This is a genomic window from Arenicella chitinivorans, assembly GCF_014651515.1.
Lineage (GTDB): Bacteria > Pseudomonadota > Gammaproteobacteria > Arenicellales > Arenicellaceae > Arenicella > Arenicella chitinivorans.
This window is the reverse complement of the sequence record NZ_BMXA01000001.1, coordinates 817804-839322: the sequence shown is the minus strand read 5'-3', so window position 1 is coordinate 839322 and position 21519 is coordinate 817804. Positions and strand designations below refer to the sequence as shown.

Annotated in this window: 15 protein-coding genes; 2 read left to right on the top strand and 13 right to left on the bottom strand. The window is 50.7% G+C overall.

The features are described from left to right. From purF to IE055_RS03630, 8 genes are all read right to left on the bottom strand, one after another. Nucleotides 1–1530: an amidophosphoribosyltransferase gene (gene purF, locus IE055_RS03665; RefSeq protein ID WP_189398628.1), complete on the bottom strand. Its 1530-nt coding sequence runs from the start codon at nt 1528–1530 to the stop codon at nt 1–3. Between the two features lie 125 nt (nt 1531–1655). Beyond that, entirely contained in the window at nt 1656–2255 is a 600-nt protein-coding gene (locus tag IE055_RS03660) for a CvpA family protein (RefSeq protein ID WP_189398627.1), read from the bottom strand. Between the two features lie 52 nt (nt 2256–2307). Beyond that, nucleotides 2308–3132 carry an SPOR domain-containing protein gene (locus IE055_RS03655; protein ID WP_189398626.1) on the bottom strand — a complete coding sequence of 275 codons (825 nt, stop codon included), beginning with the start codon at nt 3130–3132 and terminating at the stop codon, nt 2308–2310. A gap of 13 nt (nt 3133–3145) precedes the next feature. Continuing rightward, nucleotides 3146–4432: a bifunctional tetrahydrofolate synthase/dihydrofolate synthase gene (gene folC / locus IE055_RS03650; RefSeq protein WP_189398625.1), complete on the bottom strand. Its 1287-nt coding sequence runs from the start codon at nt 4430–4432 to the stop codon at nt 3146–3148. Next, complete coding sequence (locus IE055_RS03645) at nt 4429–5061, bottom strand: phosphoribosylanthranilate isomerase (RefSeq protein WP_189398624.1); 633 nt, start codon at nt 5059–5061, stop codon at nt 4429–4431. Before IE055_RS03645 ends, folC begins: the two co-directional genes overlap by 4 nt. Nucleotides 5062–5094: 33 nt before the next feature. Further along, the gene (truA, locus tag IE055_RS03640; protein WP_189398623.1) at nt 5095–5892 is read right to left on the bottom strand and encodes a tRNA pseudouridine(38-40) synthase TruA; all 798 of its coding nucleotides are present in this window, start codon (nt 5890–5892) and stop codon (nt 5095–5097) included. 103 nt (nt 5893–5995) lie between these two features. After that, a complete protein-coding gene (locus IE055_RS03635) occupies nt 5996–8995 on the bottom strand; it encodes a FimV/HubP family polar landmark protein (RefSeq protein WP_189398622.1) in 3000 nt (999 codons plus the stop codon). Between the two features lie 253 nt (nt 8996–9248). Further along, nucleotides 9249–10295, bottom strand: a complete 1047-nt coding sequence (locus IE055_RS03630; RefSeq protein ID WP_189398621.1) for an aspartate-semialdehyde dehydrogenase — start codon at nt 10293–10295, stop codon at nt 9249–9251. A gap of 233 nt (nt 10296–10528) precedes the next feature. Between IE055_RS03630 and IE055_RS03625 the strand changes: the two genes are divergently transcribed. Then, nucleotides 10529–10996, top strand: a complete 468-nt coding sequence (locus tag IE055_RS03625; RefSeq protein ID WP_189398620.1) for a hypothetical protein — start codon at nt 10529–10531, stop codon at nt 10994–10996. Nucleotides 10997–11041: 45 nt separating this feature from the next. Here the strand turns inward: IE055_RS03625 and ligA are convergent, their stop codons facing one another. Genes ligA through smc form a run of 3 tightly spaced genes read right to left on the bottom strand, consistent with a single transcriptional unit; the run spans nt 11042 to nt 17901 of the window. Continuing rightward, a complete protein-coding gene (gene ligA, locus IE055_RS03620) occupies nt 11042–13069 on the bottom strand; it encodes an NAD-dependent DNA ligase LigA (RefSeq protein WP_189398619.1) in 2028 nt (675 codons plus the stop codon). A 15-nt stretch (nt 13070–13084) separates the two neighbouring features. Continuing rightward, on the bottom strand, nt 13085–14392 hold the full coding sequence (locus IE055_RS03615; protein ID WP_189398618.1) for a cell division protein ZipA C-terminal FtsZ-binding domain-containing protein: 1308 nt from the start codon (nt 14390–14392) through the stop codon (nt 13085–13087). After that, complete coding sequence (smc, locus tag IE055_RS03610; protein ID WP_189398617.1) at nt 14392–17901, bottom strand: chromosome segregation protein SMC; 3510 nt, start codon at nt 17899–17901, stop codon at nt 14392–14394. Before smc ends, IE055_RS03615 begins: the two co-directional genes overlap by 1 nt. A 380-nt stretch (nt 17902–18281) precedes the next feature. Between smc and IE055_RS03605 the strand changes: the two genes are divergently transcribed. Beyond that, nucleotides 18282–19046 (top strand): phytanoyl-CoA dioxygenase family protein, encoded by a 765-nt coding sequence (locus tag IE055_RS03605; protein WP_189398616.1) that lies wholly within the window; start codon nt 18282–18284, stop codon nt 19044–19046. Between the two features lie 72 nt (nt 19047–19118). Here the strand turns inward: IE055_RS03605 and IE055_RS03600 are convergent, their stop codons facing one another. Further along, nucleotides 19119–20864, bottom strand: a complete 1746-nt coding sequence (locus tag IE055_RS03600; protein WP_189398615.1) for a M56 family metallopeptidase — start codon at nt 20862–20864, stop codon at nt 19119–19121. Beyond that, complete coding sequence (locus IE055_RS03595) at nt 20861–21247, bottom strand: BlaI/MecI/CopY family transcriptional regulator (RefSeq protein ID WP_189398614.1); 387 nt, start codon at nt 21245–21247, stop codon at nt 20861–20863. Before IE055_RS03595 ends, IE055_RS03600 begins: the two co-directional genes overlap by 4 nt. Nucleotides 21248–21519: the final 272 nt, after the last annotated feature.

The window sequence follows — 21519 nt, the reverse complement described above, 5'->3', positions numbered from 1 at the left end:
TTAATTGGAAACCTGACTGACGTCACGCAGCTCAGAGGTTCCCGCACCACTTTTGGATTTCTTTGCATCGTCGCTACGAAGTCGTTCCAGTCGCTTGAAATATGCGTCATCCACATCGCCAGTAACATAACGCTTGCTAAAGCAGGAAGTATCAAATTCGGTGATTTGTGGATTACCCTCCGATGCCGAATCAATCAAATCTTGTAGATCCTGATAGAACAACCGATCTGCACCAATTTGCTCCTGCACCTGCTCAACTGTGCGGTTATTCGCGATCAGCTCAGAGGCAGCAGGCATGTCAATCCCGTACACGTTTGGATAGCGCACTGGAGGCGCGGCAGAGGCAAAATACACTCGTTTCGCGCCCGCTTCGCGAGCCATCTGCACAATTTGCTTTGAGGTGGTACCGCGCACGATAGAATCGTCCACCAGCATCACGTTCTTGTCGCGAAATTCGAGCTCAATCGCGTTCAGCTTCTGCCGTACCGATTTTTTGCGCTGCTCTTGACCCGGCATAATAAACGTGCGGCCAATGTAACGATTCTTAATAAAACCTTCGCGGTATCGCACACCCAACAACTGAGACATCTCGAGCGCGGCGGTGCGACTGGTATCTGGAATCGGGATCACAACGTCGATGTCATGATCAGGCCATTCACGCAGAATTTTGCGCGCTAATTTCTCACCCATCCGCATACGCGTACGGTATACCGAGATGCCATCGATCATGGAATCTGGACGCGCCAAGTAGACCTGCTCAAAAATGCATGGCGCATAACTGTAATCGGTTACGCATTGATGCGTGGCGATCTCGCCTTCAATCGGCAGAATAATCGCTTCACCGGGCTTTACATCGGCAATGACTTTATAGCCCTGACTGTCCAACGCAACACTTTCGGACGCCACCATATACTCGCGGCCGTTGTCGGTGTCTCGATACCCGTAGATCAAAGGGCGAATGCCAAATTTGTCACGAAACGCGACCAAACCGACACCCATAATGTAAGCCACGACCGCATAACCACCACGACAACGCTTGAATACACCTTCGACTGCTTGAAAAATATGTTTATTGCGAAGCGTGTAAGTATTCTTGCCTAACGCATTGTAGATTTCATGCGCTAACACATTGAGTAAAATTTCCGAGTCCGATGTGGTATTGATGTGACGTAGGTCATCACGAAAAATACGGCGACGCAGATTATCCGCATTAGTGAGATTACCATTATGCGCTAGGGCAATACCAAATGGTGAATTGACATAAAACGGCTGCGCCTCAGCAGGCGAACTTGACCCGGCGGTCGGATAGCGGCAGTGTGCTATCCCGATATTTCCGGTCAAACGCTGCATATGACGTGTAAAAAACACATCCTTGACCAGACCGTTGTCCTTGCGCAGGTTCACAAACCCGTTTTCATCGCAAGTCAAGATACCAGCGGCATCCTGGCCCCGGTGCTGCAACACGGTCAACCCATCGTACAAGCTGGTGCTGACGGGTGACTTACCGACAATACCTAACACACCGCACATAATCTTCTCTCTGGCAAATCTAAGGTGGTGATTTGTATGCTGCACGAACGACATAACCTGCAGCACATCGGAAAGCCCGAATCATACAACATTTCTCAGCACTTGCTGACATGTTGCAACTTTTTTTATTCCTGAGTTGCCTCATCAAGGTCGGATTCAAATTCCTGGGCCGTCTCAGTCTTGGGAGTCAAGTTGCCAGCGACATCAATCACTGCCTTGCTCTGATCAACTGCTTCCTCAGTCTGAACACGCCAACTCTCAGGAAATAACGGCTCGATCGAATCCGCCATCATTTCAAAGTAGCCGATGTGCCTTGAGTTTTGCCACCAACCAGAATCTTCTAATGCGAAGCCACGACCAACGATGACAAAAGCCACAACAATCGCAGCAGCACGCAAGGCGCCAAAGCCAATTCCAAGCACGTGGTCAACCCCGCGAACAGGACCACGAATCAATAGTTTGATGATTAGATAACTCGCCAATTCGAAGGCAATCAATCCGCCCAGAAAAATTACAGCAAAGCCTGCCCAGTCTCGGAACGTTGGGTTTGGAATCCGAACATACTGGTTTACAAACTCCCCGGCTTCAGAGCAAAAAGTGAAGGCCAGCCAAATTGATACGATCCAAGCAGCTAGTGACAATGCTTCCTTGGCGAATCCTCGCATTGCACCGATTAAAACGGAAATCAGAAAAACCACCGCAATAATCCAATCAAATCCACCCATAATTATTTCTCTTGCTGTAAATAGTGCGTTTAAGTTGCCATCTAATCAAACGTTAAGGATACACCCGAATAAAACCGGCCTTCCCCATTTTTGCACGTAACTGCTGATTATGTGATTCGGCGTCGGTGCGCTTTTCAAATGGCCCAATCCAGACGCGAGTTCCTGTTTTTGGCCCACGATTGGTATCGACCACGGTCGTGTGTGCGCTGAACCCCTTTTCTTTCAACGCGTTAACCTGCGCTTGCGCACCACTTTTCTCGACAAAGAGGCCGACCTGCACAATCCAGCCAACCGTCAAATTTTTGTTGGCTTCGGTTTTACTTTCTGCCTCTAATGCTGCCAACAACGCTTTTTCGCGTGCTTTCTGCTCGGTCTGTCCTTGCTTAACCGCTACTTGCTTGGCATCGTCAACGGGCTTTTGAGTCGGCTTAGTCTCTGTTTTTGTAGTAGCTTGTTTTGCCACTTCAGGCGTTTTTTTGGTGACCGCCTCAGAGCTAGATGACGATGCATCGTCATTCAGCTCAGCGACTTTCTCTGCTTTGGAGTCCACCTGCTTGGTGGTCGCAGCTTCGTCCTCCTGAGTCTGCGACGTTCCGTCCAACGGGGTAATCTTCGAAATATAGACGGTTTCTTCTGGCACCTCCGCCGTTTGCGCATCGGGCCCAAGCAGTACTCGTTCGATTTCTTTTGCAGAGGCCAACGTCGCTTCCTCGTCAACCATTTCATCAACGCCTGCCTTGCTGGCAGCACTCGGCGGCCCCAACAACCACGGAATCACCAACGCACCAAAGAACAGAAGCACGGCCGCGCCGGTAACACGGTGCTTTAGATTGAACTCCAGGCCTTTTTCTTCTGGTGTTGTTGTACTTTTACTCATTATCCCAAAAACCCTACCGATCAGAATGATCGCTACTTTCAAGCACGCGAAGTATATCACCTGCCACAAAAAACGATCCAAAAACCACAAGAAGGTCATCCACTGTTAATGTTGCTTTAGCGGCTTCGAAAGCAACCAATGGACTCTCATAGGCATGCAGTGAGGCGGTGTCAGCACCGAGTTGCGCTAGGGTCGCGGCAAGTTGCTGCGATGACGCACCACGAGGATTGTTAATCGAGCCAAGGTGCCAGACGTCCACCAATTTATGTATGTGCTCGAGACTAAGCTCGATCTGTTTGTCCTTCAGCATGCCACAGACGGCAATAACTCGTCCCGAGATCGAGTGTTGCATTAGAAAATCATGCAACCTAGCCACCGACGCGACGTTGTGTGCCACATCCACCACAATCGCGGGTTTTTCTTGTACAAGTTGGCATCGACCGTAAATACGCGCTTGAGTCAGCCCATCACGCAGCTGTGCTTCGCTCACCGGCAGTACTGGATTCAGCAGCAAACAGGCGTAAACAACGGCGGCGGCATTTTGCAACTGCATACCTGACTGACCAAATGGCAATGGTAAATCATGCAATCCACGCTCAGGCGTAATCAGGTTCCAACTCTGGCTTGGCTGCTCAATTATCTGATAGGCTAGCCCGTGACGATGACAAGCAGCACCAATTTCAGCGCAGCTCGTAAGCAAAGTTGTTGGCGGGTCGATCATTCCAATGACACACGGCTTACCAGGGCGCGCAATTCCGGCCTTCTCCACCGCGATCTCTTCAACTGTGTTACCCAGCCAAGCAGTATGATCGATAGAAATGTTGGTAACAATCGCTACATCCGCATCGAGAATATTGACCGCATCCAAGCGACCACCGAGACCGACCTCCATAATGGCGATGTCAATATTGGCTCGTTCAAACGCCTCGATTGCTGTTAGCGTCGCGAATTCAAAGTACGTGATCGGTGTTTTATCGCGTGCTTTTTCAACCGCTACAAACGAGCTTAACAGTTCCACGTCCGAAATTGCCTGACCTTGAATTTCAATACGCTCATTAAAGTCTTTCAAATGTGGCGACGTGTACTTACCTACTCGATAGCCTGCCGCTTGGTAGATAGCAGCCAACATTGCGGCGGAGCTGCCTTTACCATTGGTACCCGCAACACTGATCACCTTAAAACCGAGTTCATCATCAAGCAAGCGCTGATACACCTGTTGGACTCGCTCTAAAGTAAGTTCAATTTCTCGCGCATGCAGAGTTTGAATATAGTCCACCCAATCCGCAACAGTGCGTCTCATCGTGCATCCTCCGCGAATACGCGAGCGACCATTTCAGCTACCTTTGACGGGTCTTTCACGCCTGGTGCGGACTCAACACCGCTGTTGACGTCGACCGCGTACGGCGAGCAAGCCCGAATGCGAGCTGCGATATTTTTTGGACTCAAACCACCAGCAAGAATCGTCGGTTGAGCACCCAACGATGGCGGCCATAATGCATCGGATAACACCGACCCAGTGCCACCGTGCTGCCCTTCAACATAGGGGTCCAACAATATCGCTGCAGCGTTGGGATAGCGCGCAATATCCCGCGCCACCTGATCCGGGCTTTGCGCACGGATAGCTTTGATATAGGGCCGCATCAACTGTTCTGCGGCATCCGGTTTTTCGGCGCCATGCAACTGAACCAGATCTAACCCAATCGTATGTATGTATTGATTCACCTGCTCCGTCGCGCAATCGACGACCACGCCTACCAGACTCACGAACGGTGGTACCACCGCGCGAATCTTCTGCGCCTGTGTCACGCTAATTGTGCGTGGGCTATCTGCATGCAAGATAACCCCGATCGCATCAACACCGCAAGCAACTGCATGCCGAACCTCAAGCGGGTCCGTCATGCCACATAGTTTGATTCGCGTTCTGGCCATTTATTTAATGGGAGTTGAGCTTGAGTGGAAGGGTTAATTATCTGCCCAGTATGCCACTGAGCGCTTCTCTGAGGGTAATGAAAACTGGCTAGGATAGGTCACACCAACCAAGTACAAGCCATGTGGTGGTGCGGTAACCCCAGCGCGCTTTCGGTCGCGCGATTCCAGCACATCGGCAAGCCAGTCTGCCGAACGCTTGCCGTATCCGACTTCGATCAGACTCCCGGCTATATTGCGCACCATATGCTGAAGAAATGCGTTGGCCGTGATGTCTATCCAAATCCACGCACCGTGCGCATTCAGTGACAAATTCGTAACCGTTCGCACGGGCGAGTGTGCTTGACATCCTGCAGCGCGAAATGCACTGAAATCGTGCTCGCCCAACAGGCAACGCGAGGCTCGCACCATGCGCTCAATATCCAGGGGCCGAAACTCGTGTGTCACGTGGTGACGGTGCAAGGCGCTGGCTATTGGCGCATTGTAGATTACAAAACGATACGATCGAGACAGTGCGCCAAACCGCGCATGAAACTCAAGATTGGATTCATGCACCCAGTTCATACGAACATCCTGATCCAGAAACCGGTTTGTTCCTCGACACCAAGCAAACTCACTGCGCTCAACATCGGTGTCGAAATGGATCACTTGGTGCGTTGCATGCACACCCGTGTCTGTGCGCCCAGCCGTGACAATCGCGATTTCCTGGTTAGCAACGCGACTGAGTGCCGCTTCTACTGTTTCTTGCACCGTTCGCACATCATGCAGCTGAGTCTGCCATCCACTAAACGCAGAGCCATCATATTCGACACATGCAGCGTATCGTCTTGTCACCGGTCAACCTCGTCTCAGGACCAAAAAAATAAAGCCCAAACTCAATGAGCCTGGGCTTAAATAAACTACTAAATCGTTGTTTATATTATGATAAAAATCTCAACTACTTATTAATAGAGTCCAGCAACGCTTGTGCATCGCTCACCACAGCAGGTGCATTACCAGCATTCGCGACTAATTCATCGAGAATTTTACGAGCACCATCTTCGTCACCCAGATCAACAAATACTTTGGCCAACTCATACTGCGTGCGCGCTTCGTCATAATCCGGATCGATCTCCAAATCACTTACTTCGCGCACCTCACCAATGGATGTCTCGTGATCATCGTCCAAATCCAGTGTGGCTTCCGCCGCAGGCGCAGGAGCGGTATCGAAACTCAACAAATCATCGTCGTCGCTTTCTGCTTCGTCAATATCAATCAATGGGGTACTATCATCCAGCGCAGAAGAGCTGAACTCGAGCATATCGGAAGAATCACCTGGATCCAATTCAATGGCATCGATCTCAACATCATCCAGCTCGCTCACTTCACTACGACCTTCGTCAAAGTTGATCAACTGCACATCTTCATCTTCGCTCAGCGAGTCTTCCACCATCATTGAATGGCCATCGACGTCAGCCGCATTCCCATCGTCACTGGTATCAATAAGATCTGAATCGAAGGACAAATTGTCACCATCGTCAGCATCAATACCCAGTAAATCTTCATCTTTTGCAGCAGAGCCATCAACTTCGGCTGCCGCGTCACTCGCCACACCAGCACTGACCGCAGCCGCACTTAGGTCGTCAATTGATAGGTCAAACAAAGGGTTATCCGCAGACAGATCCTTACCCATCTTACTGACTTCTTCCCACATTTCTGGGCTCACTAACTCGCGCTGCGAATACAACTCTTCGGCCACGCGCTCGAAACCCTCGACATTCTTAGTTTTTTGATACAAGCCCAGCAATTTATGCTTAATGTCAACACGATCTGGGTGATTCGCAATGCCATCCAACAACACCTCTTCGGCTTGCTCATCACGACCGTAAGCAATGTACACGTCCGCTTCGGCGACTGGGTCCACTTCATCCGCTTGCACCACAGCGTCACTGTCGCTGTACACGGTTAGGAATGATGTCTCTTTATCAGCCACGGATTCCGCGACCGAGGCGACCGAGGCCGACATAGACGCGGACATTGAACTTGAATCAGATTGCATGGTGTCCATACTTTGAGAATTACTCTCAATCGACAACATACTAATTTCGAATTCTTCATCAGCCTTGCGTCGACGGATGAAGAACAATGCCAGTCCAGCCGCAATCAATGCGCCCAAGCCAGCTAACACTTTCCAGAGTAAGCCGCCGGTCAAAACCGACATGACTTTGTCCATAAAAGACTGTGATTCAGGCTGAGTTGCCGCTGGAAGCGACGGTGCTGAAGTCTCGACAGTTTCAGCTTCTTCAATAACACCTGAGTCGGCTGCATCCTCAAGGACACTTTCAAATTCATCGCCAGCTACGGTGTCAGTAAACTCATCAATGCCAGTTTCCGCATCAGCCAGAAATTCATCAACCGCGTCGGTAGCATCGGCTGCCACCTCGTCAACCGCATCGCCAGAATCAGACAAGAATTCATCAACCGCTGATTGAGAATCAGTCTCGGTGCTTAAGCCAAATTCATCTAAGTCGGTATTGGTGTCACCCAAGAACTCGTCCAGCACGCTGTCTGTGCCCGTAGAGCCAGAATCAAACTCGGTTACATCACTCGTGGCCGCATTCTGCTCAGCCAGCGTTTGCTCGACCGCTGCCATTTCGGCGCTTTCCACGTTCAGATTCATCAAACGATTCATATCTGCGAGCTGCCCTTCGAGTGATGAAATTCGTTCTGTCAGTTCTTGATTTTCTAGCTCGCTGGAAGCCAGTGAAGATTCCAGTTGGGAAATTTCCTGACGTAGCGCTAAGACCTCGCCTTCGCGGCTGCCCTGGTCAGACGATACGAACTCGGCGGTATCACGCGAAGCGCCTACCTGAAAATTGTCAGAACCACTGCTCGATGACGTGGAACTGGAAGACCCAAAGACATCGTCATTATAAGAATAAGAATCCTGGCCAACACTGATGCTGTCATAATCATCGGCTGGCGCCAACACGCTCGGATCCCAAGCGGCCACCTGGTTGCTAAAAAATTCTTTTGCAGCAGCAGCATCGACGGCGCGAATTGCATCAAGATCACCGATATCCAAGACGGAACCTTGCATCAAGCCGTTGATATTGCCATTGATAAAGGCAGATTGGTTTTCTTCAAACAAAACCTTCATGATCGAGTAAATACTCAAATCGGGAAACTGACGCTGCAATTCTTGGGCGATCATGCTCAATGATTCGCCGCTGGCAACAGGACCATAACGTGCATCAGTACCCTCGGGGTAGCTGCTGGTTGTGGACGACGACGCAGTATCAGCATACGAATCTTCAGTACTCGATCCAGACTCTTCGTAAAAATCATCTTCAATCAACGGCGCATCTTCTTCAACTGGCGGGTCACTTACCGCCACCTCGTCGTATGCCACGTCATCATCCATCGATTCAACTTCCAGGCTTGATGACTCATCGGCTGCGTACGATTGATCCGTTCCCACAGCCCGCGGTTCAGAAAATGAACGTGGTGCTTCTGCTGCGTAGACTGGCGGATCAATCAGCGCGGTGTATTCGCGCAAGAAACTGCCCCCAGACCAATCAACACGAATCAGGAAGTGGATAAATGGCTCATTGATAACCACATCATTGCTACGCACACGCAGGACTTTGCCAGCAGCGGTGTTTTCCAACGCCAGACTAATGTTCTGCATATAGGCTGGGTAATCGATGCCTAGTTTTTCAAAATCTTCTCGTGGTGCGATCTGAGCATTCAAGCTGGACACATCATCACTTGGCGACGTACGCAACTCGATGGTGCCATTCAGTGGTTGTTCGAGATTCGACTGAACCTCTAGCGCACCCAACCCCAGGGCGTTCGCGGTGCTGGATGCCATAAGCAATGCGGCAGAAATCCCCAGCTGTTTTAGTACTGAATTTGCTGTTTTGGTTTTATTGAAGGTCATTTTTCGGTCTGCCATAAAGCACTCCAATCTTTAAGATGCTGCGGCCATATCGCTGCGACCCGTCTGGTTAGTTCTACGCATTAGGCTCATCAAAAAGAAGGTTTTTGTAATAGTTTTAGGTAGTTAGCAACGCATTGTAACAACTTACATCAGTTTTTAGCAAATCAATAGTGCATTCTGATCAAAAGTCGCCGATTGAAACCGTTTTTTTAAAAACGCAGCTCACCGCAGCAGACTGCCGGGCTGGCGACTTAAATGCCCTAATTTGCTATAAATAATCGCGCACTAAGCATTCAGCAATCTGCACACTGTTGGTCGCAGCGCCCTTGCGCACATTATCGGCAACGACCCATAAATTTAGACCACGCGGATGGGAAATATCCTCACGGATCCGCCCAACATAAACTGGGTCCTGGCCTGCTGCATCGGTCACCGCCGTTGGGTACCCGCCATCGACGTGCTCGTCCAGCACCACAACTCCTGGAAATGCGTTTAACAGCTCAGTTGCTTTCTCAGCTGAGATCTTTTGTTTGGTCTCAATATGAACCGCTTCGGAGTGCCCATAAAACACCGGCACACGGACCGCAGTTGGGTTGACTTCAATGCTGTCGTCACCCATGATTTTCTTAGTTTCCCAAACCATTTTCATCTCTTCCTTGGTGTAACCATTATCAAGAAATACATCAATCTGTGGCAGTACGTTAAAGGCAATCTGTTTTGGGTAGACCTTGGACTGAATGGATTTAGCATTCAGTAAGCTGGCTGTTTGAGCAGCCAATTCTTCCATTGCTGGCTTGCCGGTACCCGACACAGCCTGATACGTACATACATTAATACGCTCAATTCCTACGGCGTCATGAATCGGCTTCAGTGCCACCAACATCTGAATAGTGGAACAATTTGGGTTGGCAATAATGTTCGTAGTTTTGTATTGTGCGATCGCTTCTGGGTTCACTTCTGGCACAACCAGAGGTTTATCATCGTCGTAACGAAAGTGGGACGTATTGTCGACGACGATACAACCAGCCGCCGCCGCTTTCGGCGCATACTCGGCTGAAATGCTACCACCAGCTGAAAACAGGCCGATGTGTGCTTGCGTAAAATCAAAATTCGCAAGATCCTGGACCCGAATGCTCTTGCCGCGAAAAGTACGACTTGAACCAGCCGACCGCTCACTTGCCAGCAGATACAATGTATCCACAGGAAAATTACGCTCCTCCAGAACTTCGATCAGTGTTTCACCAACGGCACCGGTGGCACCGACAATGGCAACATTAAAACGTTTTGACGAGTGTGAATTGACTGGGTCATTCATGGGACTATGGATCTCTCGATTGGAATTAGGTAGTCGATGAAAACTGGCCATCACAGAGATTTCTGCCAATGGCACACAATAATCATTCGCAACGGGTTAAATTGACAGGCTCACAGGCAAGCGTTACTTTAGATCGTAGAGCGCTGCAGGGTAATTGAACCAACTCCATAATGCACGCCAACGCGAACATCCGCGCGATTTTAGCACGCATCTAATTCAGCAAAGAAGAGTAAATGAACAAGCAATCCGCCCCAAACTCAGAAAACACCACTGGAACGCTCTCATTCCTTGAGTTCTGGTTGGTAGCGGCGCAAGAACTGGGTGATGCACGACTAAAAATAAATCCCAATGCGCAATCTGCGAAGCAGCTTTTGGCCGCCAACAGTGATCATCGCGAATTTTTACCTAAAATTTTGCTGCAAAGCTATCAGCGCAGTCGCTGCCAACATTTACGTGACACGATCAACCTAAATGTAGTTTTAGATGTATTGGGCGAAACAGCCTACTCCCTAAAGGGCCAACAAGCCGATGACTTGCTGGACATTGAATTGCTCGAAGAATTGGCTTGGATTATCAGCCAACGCTATCTACATCACCTCGACATTCCCCAATCCACTCAGTCGAACATCGACGGTGGCACCAACACGCGGATCATTGCACTCGATAAAGTCAAAATTCTACAGGCGAATCGTCGCCTTTAACACTCACCGCCGGTTGGGTTGCCGTGCCGAAACGTGCTTGCTAGATTACGCTAACAAGCGCATTAAATAGTCTTCGCCTTCGATCCGAACTCCCAATTCAGCGGCCTTGGCGGCTTTACTCCCGGCGTCCTCCCCAGCGATCACCAAAGTGGTGTTTTTGGACACACTACCAGTGACCTTGGCACCCAACGCTTGAAGTCGCTTCTTGGCTTCCGTGCGCCCCATTGCACTCAACGCGCCGGTTAAGACAACCACTTCACCTGCAAGCGGCAGCTCAGCGAATTCATCCGGATTGGGTGCAGCAACCACATCGTAGGTAACCCCGCGGTCTTGCAGCTGAGAAATCACTTTTAGATTATTGGGGTCATGAAAAAAATCCACAATATTCTTCGCCACGACCGGACCAATATCTGGCAACGCCTCCAGCGCTTCCTGCTTGGCCGCCTTGAGTCGCGCCATTGTGCCGAAATGCGCTGCCAATTGATCCGCAGTAGTTTCACCAACCTGCGGAATGCCTAATGCATACAGTAAACGCGCAAACTCGGTTTGTTTGCTTTTATCAATAGCCGCGAGTAGGTTCTGTGCCGACTTTTCAGCAAAACCCTCGAGCGCCAGTACCTGATCGAAGGACAACAGGTATAAATCCGCGACCGTGGATACCAGCGCCTGCTCCACCAAGGCATCGACAATTTTGTCACCCATGCCATCAATATCCATCGCCTTGCGCGAAACAAAATGCTTGATACCCTGCCGCACCTGAGCGCCACAGGTTAAGCCGCCGGAACACCGCGCAATAATCCCGTCGCCTTCGGTCACCACATCTGAACCACAAACCGGACAGCTTACCGGAAACTCGTACGGCTTGGCTGATGCTGGGCGTGCTTCCAGATTGACACCGACAATCTGCGGAATCACATCACCGGCACGGCGTACGATCACCGTGTCACCAACCCGAACATCTAAACGCGCGACTTCTGCTTTATTATGCAATGTGACATTCGACACAGTGACGCCACCAACAAACAAGGGCTCCAGCCTGGCCACAGGTGTAATCGCCCCGGTGCGCCCCACCTGCACGTCAATATCATTAACCTGAGTGGTCTTTTCCTGTGCTGGAAACTTATGTGCCAACGCCCAGCGCGGCGCTTTCGCGATAAAACCTGCCGCACGCTGCCAGTCAAGACGATTCACTTTATACACAATACCGTCGATTTCATAATCGAGCTCAGGTCGTCGCGCCCCCATCTCATGATAGTACTCAAGGCAACCGTCTACGTCGTTAACCACTTGCAAGAGCGGGCAAATTGGAAATCCCAAGCGCCCCAAACGTTCCAAGGTTTGCGCGTGTGTGACAGCAAACTCGGAATCAGAAATGACGCCGGTGGAATAGATAAATATATCCAACGGGCGATCCGCTGTGATTTTGCTATCGAGTTGTCGCAAACTGCCTGCGGCCGCATTACGAGGGTTGACGAAGACTTTCTTACCATTGTCAGCCTGCACTCTATTAAGCTCGGCAAAACCAGCCAGACGCATGAAGACCTCGCCGCGCACCTCGAGCCGTGCGGGCGCGCCCTTTGGCAACGTTAACGGCACGGAACGGATGGTTTTTACATTCTGCGTGATATCTTCACCAACCCGGCCGTCGCCGCGAGTAGCTGCATACTCAAGTACGCCATCCACATACAAAATACTGACCGCCAAGCCATCGAGCTTTGGTTCCGCTACGTATTCGATAACGGTGGCTTCGCCAAGACCTATTTCTTTGTGTAAACGGGTATCAAACTCACGAATATCATCGTCCGTAAACCCATTACTCAACGACAACATGGGTAGCTCGTGCTTGATCTGAGCGAACTCGGCCAGCGGCTCGGAACCAACTCGTTGACTCGGGGATTCAGGACTTTGCAAGGTTGGAAACTCGAGTTCCAGCGCCAACAACTGTTGCATCATCTGATCATAATCATGGTCGGATATCTGCGGCGCATCCTCAGTGTAGTACAAGCGACTGTGGTGATTAATCTCCCGCACCAGCTCGGCGTGCCGCGCGGCGGCTTTCGTCAAGTCAGACATACTCTTTCCCAAGGGCTAAAAAAGTTTCTTGGAGACCGCATCGCCAGGCGTCAACCCGTCTTGCTGCATACTGAAGGCAATGTCAGAAACCTGCTGCATAAGCGTTGAGTAAGACCGTTGCGTCATCACCTTCCCCACGCGATCAACCACTTTGCCATCGAGCCAGGTTGCCAGACTATTAGCATCCTTGACCATCGCTTCAAACACGCGCTCGGGATCATTGGTGGTGGGCACATTCATATACACCACTAAATCGTGAACCGGAGCGGCACTGCTCACGGTAATTCCGAACTGGCCGGTGCCATCCGTACAGGCAAGGCGATACAATACCGTCATATTCGATTTATGCCCTTCGGTTTTCATGAAGATGCCGTTTTTATCAGTCGACATCATCAAATCTCTTGCACAGCTCTCTATATCCGCCATGCGAAACCCAGACTTGGAACGCGGAACCACATTTAGCACAGCCATAGAATCGTACCGGCGTCCCAGCTTGTCCAACGCGGCCGCCTGGGCCAATGCTTCATCCAAGTCCATCGAAAATTCAAATGGCGCGTCATAGGCGTTGGTAAACTCAAGTACCATTTGCTGAAAGTCGTGCAGCTCCTTCTTGGACATCGCTCCCTCTCGATCTGCCAGCTGAATGGACACGCCCAATTCTGTAAACCGTGCCGATGGCAGCTCAAACTCAATGTCTCGCCACATATCCGTCAACTCATTGAGACCGTAGATATGCACCTTGCGATGAAACTTAAAATCATGCTTTCGAAATAGCCCGAGCAAGCCTTGCTGCTCTATCGGGCCGGGATTTTTAATCCTTGCCACCAGCTCAGTCACCATACTGGAGGTTTTCGGATCAGTATGTGGCTTGACAAGTTCGGCAGCGGATTGACCTTCAGCCAGCTTGTCATTCGGCATGGAATTTATTGCGGCTTCGCGCAGACTCGGTTCACGCACCTGCGGTGACTCAGGCACCGGTTGCTGGCTGCTGCTGGGTTTGGTCAGGCTTGGTTCCTTGTGCACCTTAGTGTGGCCAGAAGGCGTGGACGCATTGGCACTTGGTTTAATGTCAGGCAGTACGCTCTCAGCACCACTCGCGCCTTCATCTGCGGTGGACAGACTTAGCGTGGTGTCGGATTGTTCTGTGTGACCACTCGGTGTCGACACATCGGTCTTATCGCCAGAAATCTGGGCGAATAGCGGATCAACATAGTCGGACTTCTTATCGTCATGCACACGACTTTTCTGCCAATACGAATAGCCGACAATCCCCAGAAACAGGACCGCACCAACCAGGAAGAAAATCAAATACAGATCAGCCACTACTGCGCCGCCATTGCTGCTGCTTCGGCAACATCCACTGCCACCAAGCGAGAGACACCGGGTTCTGCCATCGTCACGCCAACGAGGATATCGGCCACCTCCATGGTAATTTTATTATGCGTGATAAACAGCAACTGAGTTTTCTCACCCAACTGCTTTAACACGCCTGCATAACGCTCCACATTGGCGTCATCCATCGGTGCATCAACCTCGTCCAGCACGCAAAATGGCGCGGGATTCAGTTCAAAGAATGCAAACAAAAGCGACACCGCGGTCAGTGCTTTCTCACCACCAGACAAAAGGTGAATCGTGCTGTTACGTTTGCCCGGCGGGCGTGCCATTACGCCGACTCCGGTATTGAGCATGTCGTTCCCGGTGAGTTCCAGATACGCACTACCGCCACCGAACAGTTTTGGAAAGAACTCCTTGAAACCCTCGTTCAGACTATCAAAGGTTTCTTTGAAACGCGTACGTGTTTCTTTGTCAATTTTGGCAATTGCCGCTTCGAGAGTGGCCATGGCCTCAGTCAAATCAGCGTGTTGCTTATCGAGGTAGACTTTCCGTTCTGAGCACTCTTCATACTCATCAATCGCCACCAAGTTGACCGCACCAATCCGTTCGATCTTGCGTGACACCTCGGCCAAATTCTGCTCAATCGTCTGCAAAGCAAGATCATCCGGTAGGTTTTGCTGCAACAGCAGCATGGCCTCTTCGTCCTTACCCATCTCTTCCGAGATCGTATTCCGTCGAACAACCAGCTCCTGACGTGCCATACGCACACCTTCTAGATTGTCACGCACGGATTTTGAATGACGATCGAAGCCCAGACGAGCCTGGTCTGCCGACTTCATTTGATTCTCAAATTCGGCGAGCTCATTGCGCGCCTTGGACAGCGACTGCTCAACCACTAAGCGCTTTTCAATCAATTCCTGCAGTTGTTCACGCATGGCTTCGGTCGGGTCGTCTTCATTGTCAATCAATGCCGCCAACTCCGCTCGCCGCGCGGCTTGTCCTTCCAGCTGATGAGATAGTCGAGCAATACTCTCCTGTAAATTACTGGTACTGGACTGTAACCGCTCTAACTCAATCTGTTTCGCTTGTCGCTCATCACGCGCAGCGCGCTCGCGTTGTCGCGCTGACTCCAACTGACCGGTTAGCTCTGCGCGTTGCTGCGTCAGTTCCTCACGTCGATACTCAAAATTCGATGCCAGCTCTTGAGCGTCTTCCATCAATTTCTGGGCCAGTGCGACCTGCTCCTTCGCGTTAGCAAGGCGATCACTCAATTCTTGCTGCTCAATCAGCAAATTATCACGCTGCTTGAGCAGTTCTGCGCTTCGCGCTTCAATGCGCCCAAGTTGATTATGCAGATCTGAACGCTGATGAGACTTGTTGCGAAATTCATTTCGCGCGAGTTCGCGCGTCGACTCCAACTCTTTGATTCGAGCTTGATCGGCTTCGGTCGCGGCTTGGATTTTCTGTAACTCGTGGCTAGCAAGATCGACGCTGTCGGCCAGCTTCTCAATTTGAGCTTCCCGCGCCAGAACACCACCTTTGGCTTGATCCAGACCAAAAGACGCCCAATTGGTCCCGATCCAGCAACCTTCACGGGTGACAATTGATTCGTGCGCCGCTAACTGGTGACGTTGAGACAGGGCCTCCTTCACCGTGTCTGCGACGTACACACCGTTAAACCAACCGTCGATTTGAATGTCCGTGGAACTGACTTTATCGGCCAGTACATCCAACTTGGCATCACTGTTTACGACGGGTGCAGAAGTTTGGTCAACCACCCAAACGCGGCCAGCCTTAAACGAGTCGAACTCGCCAGCCAACTCTTCCAATTGCTGCACCGATATTGCATTCAGCTGGCTACTGAGAACCGTGTCCACTGCCAGTTCCCAGCCACTTTTTACCTGCAAACTGGCGGCCAGACGTGGATTGTCTTTGATTCCACGCATTTGAAGCCATTTATTAACTTCCGGATTGTCTTCCCCAAGCGCGGCCGCCTGCAAAGCTTTAAGCGACTTCAATTGTGCTGAGTCATCCTGCAGCTTATGGCGCACGAGGTTGTGGCGCTCACGATTTTCGTCCAGTGCATCACGCAAGGTCACAATCTCTTGATCACGTTCCTGCAACTGGGTCTCGAGCGTGGTGCATTCTTCATCGATGATCGCCACGTCTTCTTTTAACTGGTTTATTTCGTCGATATTCAACTTCCCATCGATATCGGCAAGCGTGCTGGCGACTTGCTCACTACGTTGTGAGAAATGATGAATCTGACGTTGCTGTTCTTCGATTCGAGTTGACTGTACTTCGCGCTCTTTTTCAGGGTTGGCTGCGTCGCGATTCAATTGCTCCCATTCAGTCTGCCAGTGGTTGAATGCCTGCTCCGCCGACTGAAACTCTCCCAAGGCGACTTCATAGCTTTCTGCTAACGCTTCGGCCATCGGCTCTAATTCAATAAGCTGCTCTTGCGCCGTCTCCAGTCGAATTTGGTCCTGCTCTAATAACTGCGACGCCTCCAACTCAGAGTTTACTAAGCGTTCAAACTCTTCCTGCTGACGCTGCCGGGTGGTGCGTGTGTGTTCGATCGATTGTTCCAGCGCTGCGATCTCGCCACCAACACCATAATACTCAGCGTGAACGGTGTTTAAGGTTTCGGTCAGTTCAGCCTGCTGCTCGCGCATTAACTCAATCCTAGACTCAACATCACGCTGCTCCGCGACCTGTGACTCAAACTCAGTTTGCAGCCGTTCGAGCTCGAGATCTTTGGCTTTGACTTGGTTATGCAGACCAGACCAGCGCAACGTCTTGAGATGGCTGTCCAAGTCACGCTGCTCGGCCTTCAATGTCTTGTAACGCTCTGCCTCATTCGCTTGACGCTTCAATCGACGTAATTGGGTCTCAAGCTCGCCAATAATATCTTCGACGCGACTCAGGTTGTCGCGGGTATGGCGAATGCGGTTTTCAGTTTCACGTCGACGCTCTTTGTACTTCGAAATACCAGCAGCTTCTTCAATTAAGACCCGCAGGTCTTCGGGCTTAGATTCTACGATACGACCAACCATGCCCTGCTCAATAATCGAGTACGAACGCGGACCAAGTCCAGTACCAAGAAAAATATCCTGAATATCTTTACGTCGGCAGCGATCTCTGTTGATGAAGTACTTCGAGCCACCATCACGAGTCAGCTCGCGCCGAATACCAATCTCGGCAAACTTGGCGTAGCTGCCCGGTGCGGAACCGTCAGTGTTATCAAAGACGAGTTCCACATACGCGCGATTTACCGGCTTGCGTACCGCAGAGCCATTAAAAATAACATCTTCCATGCTATCACCGCGCAGCGTCTTTGCTGAGGACTCACCCATTACCCAACGAATGGCGTCAATCACGTTGGATTTGCCACAACCATTGGGGCCGACGATGCCGATTAAATTGTTCGGTACCGACACTTTCGTCGTATCTACAAACGACTTGAAGCCGGAAAGTTTAATGTGTTTTAGGCGCATTAATGGGTCCTATGGAAGGCCAGAGGTATGCATGTAACTCTGACTCCAAGTATTAAAAATTCTAAAAGCCCGTACCCAAGCGGAACGCTACAACATTGCGTGCCGCACACCGGCATTTATGACAGAGCCTTAATCGGCTCGGTGCACCAGCGGCGACAACATTCATGGCGTAGACCTTCCGCACGGCCCAATATCGGCCGCCAGCCAGTGTGGTACGCCGAGTTTGAGTGAACTTTGGGTTAATCCCTAAGATTAAGTGAAAATGCGTCGCGAGAAAACCGTTGTTTCACGCTAAATAGCAAAATTACGCACTCCCCCGTTGATTCCTTACGAGCACACGAGGAGAATACCACCATGAACAACCATAAGCTGGCTCGACAATGCTGTCTCACGCGCAAATCCAACAATTTAAGATCGACGGCTATCTGGTACTACGCGGTTTGATTAATGAACGCGAACTCGTTGCGCTACGTAGCATCACCAAGGCGCATTTAAATAAGCGCATAGCACCATTTGAGCTAGAGGCCGAGGTCCATTATCCTGGCGCGCCGGCAAGTACCACCGCTGAGGGCGGCAGCACGATCCGTCGCCTAAAGCAGGCATACCATCGCGACAACACATTTCGTGCCATCGCTGAGCGTTCTGAAATCACCGCAGGCATCCGCCAAATACTTGGCTCCAAATCCTTGTTTTTGAACCCGAATCATCACAATTGCGTGATGACTAAGCTACCACAGCACAGCTCAGAAACACTGTGGCACCGAGACACGCGGTACTGGCACTTCAGCGACAAGTACCTAGTTAACGCCTGGTGCGCACTCGGCGATGAACGCCAACCAAATGGCGCAATGAAAATTTTACCCGGCTCACATCGTTGGGACGTGCGCGAATCAGCATTGGATGAGGCCCAGTTTCTACGCGTGGATCACGCCGACAATATTGGCAGACTCAAGACCCAGCGTTTAGTAGAGCTGGATGCAGGCGACGTTTTATTATTCAGTGCGCATTGCTTCCATGCCGCTGGCCGCAACACAACCGACAAGGCTAAATACTCGCTGGTGTTCACCTATCACGGGGAGTCCACCCGTCCTTTACCGGATACCACGTCAGACCAGCGCCCTGAACTCGTCGTGCCGCACGAATAAAAATAGCGCTAAATCTGCTGCAGGCCATCGAGCCCGGCACATTAATCGCACGCGCCGGGTGACGGGTAGACGCTAATTTGGTACGGACTCGGAGTGGAAAATTGGGGCGACACGTATGTCGTCCGAGAGGATCGAAACCGGCAGTGCAACGATTGGCTGCGGGCTTCTCATCGGCAACGCAGCTGCCTGTGGACGTGCGTGTGAGGAGGCCATCACGGCTTGCATGACCTGACGTTCATGCGCAGTTTTGCGTGCCCGAAGAACCTGCTCTTCGCGTTGGGCCAGCGATTGCGAACGCGCAAATTCTACCCGCTTCTGGTGTGCTTCCTGACGTACTTTTTGTTGTGCCTCGTGATGGTACTCGAATGCGCGCTGCTGCTCTTCTGTCAATATACCAACATCATGCACCGCATGCGGGACGCCCTGTTTCGTTAGGTCTAGATCAATTTGAATGTTACGTTTCTCACCGTCTACACGCGGCGCAAGAGAACGCACTTTCAAATTGGCGTTAACCTCGGAGATGATCGCTTCAAATCCAACGGATTCTTCTCGCGTTAGCGCACGCCGTCGCCCATCATCAAGCACATAGCGCTGCGCTTTATCCTGTGTGTACACGAGACCGTTCTTGTGCCAGATATAAGTCTGCTCCCCCAGATCGTTGATCTCGACATGCACACCCTCCTGCCCTGGCGCTACGGCCATCGTCGCTGGTGGTGCCGGTGGTGTTACTGTGCGCAAAGTTAATGCTTCGTTAAACACTGCATTCTCTTCATTGGTGAGCGGTCTGCGGCCGTCTTCCCCGCTTACGAATCGCACACCGTTTTCTTCATGCATCACTTTGTCATTAATCTTTACCGTAACGGCGTGTTTGCCGGTCTTATCATCCACAATCCGGTGCACCGAGCGTGATTCGTGGTGATCCCCATCCACGCTGGCAGCATATACCGACGTCGCTGCAACAATCAGCATACCGGCAAGCGTGATTAACAATGTTGCCGTCAGGCTGGTTGACTTTCTGATATTCATAATTCGTTCCTCAAGTTGGTTGAACGATTTCCATGAGCAAAGCAGACTGACTGAGTGTGTTGCCGACACCGTGGTTAACAACGCATGACCATAGGATTGGTGTTGTCGCGGCGCAGTGCGATTTAACACCAAATAGTCACAAAATAGTTCCTGGTCATGACGAAAAGATTGTCGCGCCAAGTACACCAGTGGATTGAACCACAACAAACACACTGCCAAGTCCCACGTGAGGTTTAACCACAGGTGACATTGACGTATATGCTGTTCTTCGTGCGCCAAGATCAGACGAATCTGCTCATTGGACAACTGCGATTGAAGGTGGATAGGAAAATAGATCGTCGGCCTAAAAAAACCATAAACCGCTGGTGAAAAATCCGTCTGAATGACGCCGACTAAACGGTATTGTGAATTATGCGGCAGATTTATGGGCACTGTGATTGACGCCAGTCGCCTGCGCAGCTGAATGTGTTGCCATAACAACCTCAAAACCAAAGCGAGCGCGATCCAAAACCAGATCTGGCTGAGATGACTGTCTTGTTTGTCAAGCGCCGTGGCGGGCGCGACCACGTACTGTGTTACGAGCACATTCACCGACGCGATAGGCGGCTGACTAAACTCGACAAATGACACAAGACCCGCCAGCAGAACACCGATCGGAATACTGGACCACAATAAATAAGCGTTATAAACGCGAGTGGTCTTGCGCACGAGGAATCGCGCCACCAGAACCACCAACAATAAGATACTGAACTCAACGTTGTATTGCCACAGTGTGGCCAGGTGCAGGCTCACTGTTCGCCCTCATCGCTGGTATCAGACTGCTGATCGAGCAAACTGCGCAAATAGTGCAACTCACGCTCAGACAGCTTTTTATCATCAACAAACGTGGCCAATAACGCCTTCATGTCGCCATTAAACACTTTGTTTAAAAAGCCTCGACTTTCTTGTTTTAAGACCTTGTCCTGGCTAATTAACGGCGAATAGAGATAGCGACGCCCATCTCGAGTAAATGCGACCGCCTGTTTTTTAACCAAGCGGTTCAAAAATGTTTTTACTGTTTTCTCATTCCAGTCCTGCGACGATAACCTAGCGACCACATCAGTACTGGTCAATGGCGATTCCTGCCACAGAACCTCCATAACTCTTTGTTCGGACTCGCTAATTCTATTCGACATAATTGTTGTTAGGGACACGTTTAAAATTTGTCGACTCACCTGCGCGTGAGGTAACAATGGTATTCAGAAATTGCCTTGCTCATGTACTCTCGAAATCATGGATTACACTTGTAATCAAGATAAAGATTACATCCGTAATCGAATTTCGTCAAGCAAAATTTGCACACAAGCCCGCAGCTAGTCCATTTGTGTAATAGGCAGATTCTCATTAAACGGGTTTACTTGCCATATGGAATCATCAACCGACCAGCGACCTGAGTTCTCTGACCGAG

Bases quoted from the DNA above. Each gene is read 5' to 3' on its own strand.
- purF (WP_189398628.1), bottom strand. From the start codon at position 1,530: ATGTGCGGTGTGTTAGGTATTGTCGGTAAGTCACCCGTCAGCACCAGC.
- IE055_RS03660 (WP_189398627.1), bottom strand. From the start codon at position 2,255: ATGGGTGGATTTGATTGGATTATTGCGGTGGTTTTTCTGATTTCCGTT.
- IE055_RS03655 (WP_189398626.1), bottom strand. From the start codon at position 3,132: ATGAGTAAAAGTACAACAACACCAGAAGAAAAAGGCCTGGAGTTCAAT.
- folC (WP_189398625.1), bottom strand. From the start codon at position 4,432: ATGAGACGCACTGTTGCGGATTGGGTGGACTATATTCAAACTCTGCAT.
- IE055_RS03645 (WP_189398624.1), bottom strand. From the start codon at position 5,061: ATGGCCAGAACGCGAATCAAACTATGTGGCATGACGGACCCGCTTGAG.
- IE055_RS03635 (WP_189398622.1), bottom strand. From the start codon at position 8,995: ATGGCAGACCGAAAAATGACCTTCAATAAAACCAAAACAGCAAATTCA.
- IE055_RS03630 (WP_189398621.1), bottom strand. From the start codon at position 10,295: ATGAATGACCCAGTCAATTCACACTCGTCAAAACGTTTTAATGTTGCC.
- IE055_RS03625 (WP_189398620.1), top strand. From the start codon at position 10,529: ATGAACAAGCAATCCGCCCCAAACTCAGAAAACACCACTGGAACGCTC.
- ligA (WP_189398619.1), bottom strand. From the start codon at position 13,069: ATGTCTGACTTGACGAAAGCCGCCGCGCGGCACGCCGAGCTGGTGCGG.
- smc (WP_189398617.1), bottom strand. From the start codon at position 17,901: ATGCGCCTAAAACACATTAAACTTTCCGGCTTCAAGTCGTTTGTAGAT.
- IE055_RS03605 (WP_189398616.1), top strand. From the start codon at position 18,282: ATGCTGTCTCACGCGCAAATCCAACAATTTAAGATCGACGGCTATCTG.
- IE055_RS03595 (WP_189398614.1), bottom strand. From the start codon at position 21,247: ATGTCGAATAGAATTAGCGAGTCCGAACAAAGAGTTATGGAGGTTCTG.